This window comes from Ferrimonas pelagia (genome assembly GCF_039543565.1).
GTDB lineage: Bacteria > Pseudomonadota > Gammaproteobacteria > Enterobacterales > Shewanellaceae > Ferrimonas > Ferrimonas pelagia.
In genome coordinates, this window is the sequence record NZ_BAABJZ010000041.1 from 1 (window position 1) to 1244 (window position 1244).

Annotated in this window: 1 protein-coding gene; it reads left to right on the top strand. The window is 52.2% G+C overall.

Going from position 1 to position 1244, the window contains the following annotated elements; genetic code table 11:
* Positions 1-96 precede the first annotated feature (96 nt).
* Positions 97-1221 carry an ISAs1 family transposase gene (locus tag ABEA08_RS09520; RefSeq protein WP_345335064.1) on the top strand — a complete coding sequence of 375 codons (1125 nt, stop codon included), beginning with the start codon at positions 97-99 and terminating at the stop codon, positions 1219-1221.
* Positions 1222-1244: the final 23 nt, after the last annotated feature.

Here is a 1244-nt window from a genome sequence, read left to right on the forward strand (position 1 = left end):
CAGGGCGAGATCATGAACGTTTATTAGCCAATTGCTACGCATGATTGACCAGCCGATCGCTCTGTGATCTTATGCTCCCTTTTTCGGGGCATGAGCATGGATATCGAGACCATCAAACAGCATTTCATCATCATCCAGGATGGCCGTCAGAGCGCGAAAGTGGACTATCCGTTATTTGATGTCCTCTTCGGTGCCCTTTGCGCAGTTATTGCTGGAGCTCGAGGTTGGACCGATATTCGTGAATACGTCCTTGGTCATCATGACTGGTTTCTCCAGCAAAAACTGTTTGAAAACGGTGTTCCGGTCGACGATACGTTTGCCCGCTTGCTCGCTGCTGTTGAGCCGCAAGCCTTCCGTGAGTGCTTCCTGAGTTGGATGCGGGCGGTACATCGCCTCACTCAGGGCGAGATCGTCGCTATTGATGGTAAAACGCTGAGGGGCTCATACAACCGGGAAGACCGGTACAGCACCATCCACATGATCAGCGCGTATGCTTCTGCCAACCAGCTAGTGCTGGGGCAGATGAAAACCGATGACAAGAGCAATGAGATAACGGCTATTCCGGAACTCATCAAGATGCTGGATCTGCGCGGTGCGTTGGTGACTATCGACGCCATGGCGTGCCAAACCAAGATAGCTAAGACCATTATCGACCAGGGTGGCGACTACCTTCTCGCGGTAAAGGGTAATCAGGACACGTTAGCCAAAGCCGTTCGTGCAGCCTTTGCTCCATGCCGACAAGCCCCATTCGACAAGGAGCAGTGGCTGACCGAAAAGCACCATGGTCGGGTAGAGTCGCGTACTTGTCACGTGCTTAGTGCCACGGAGTTAACCGGCGACTTCTCTGCTTGGACAGGGCTGAAGAGCATTGTCATGGTTGAAAACTTTCGGGCTGAGAAAGGTCATGCTCCAGCAATGGAGTACCGCTATTACATCAGTTCCAAAGAACTAACGGTTGAGCAGGCCGGACAGGCAATACGCGCACACTGGGGGATTGAGTCCATGCACTGGATCCTGGATGTGAGCTTTCAAGAAGATGCTTGTCAGATCTACCGAGAAAACGCCGCAGAGAATTTGGCAGGTCTCCGACATATGGCACTGAACATGTTGCGTGCCGAGGGAACCAAGATCAGCGTACCCATGAAGCAAAAGCGCTGCATGATGAATACCGGATTTTTAGAAGGCGTCCTGCAGACTGGATTTGTATCAATGGCGAATTAATACACACTCATGCGGACGCCCTG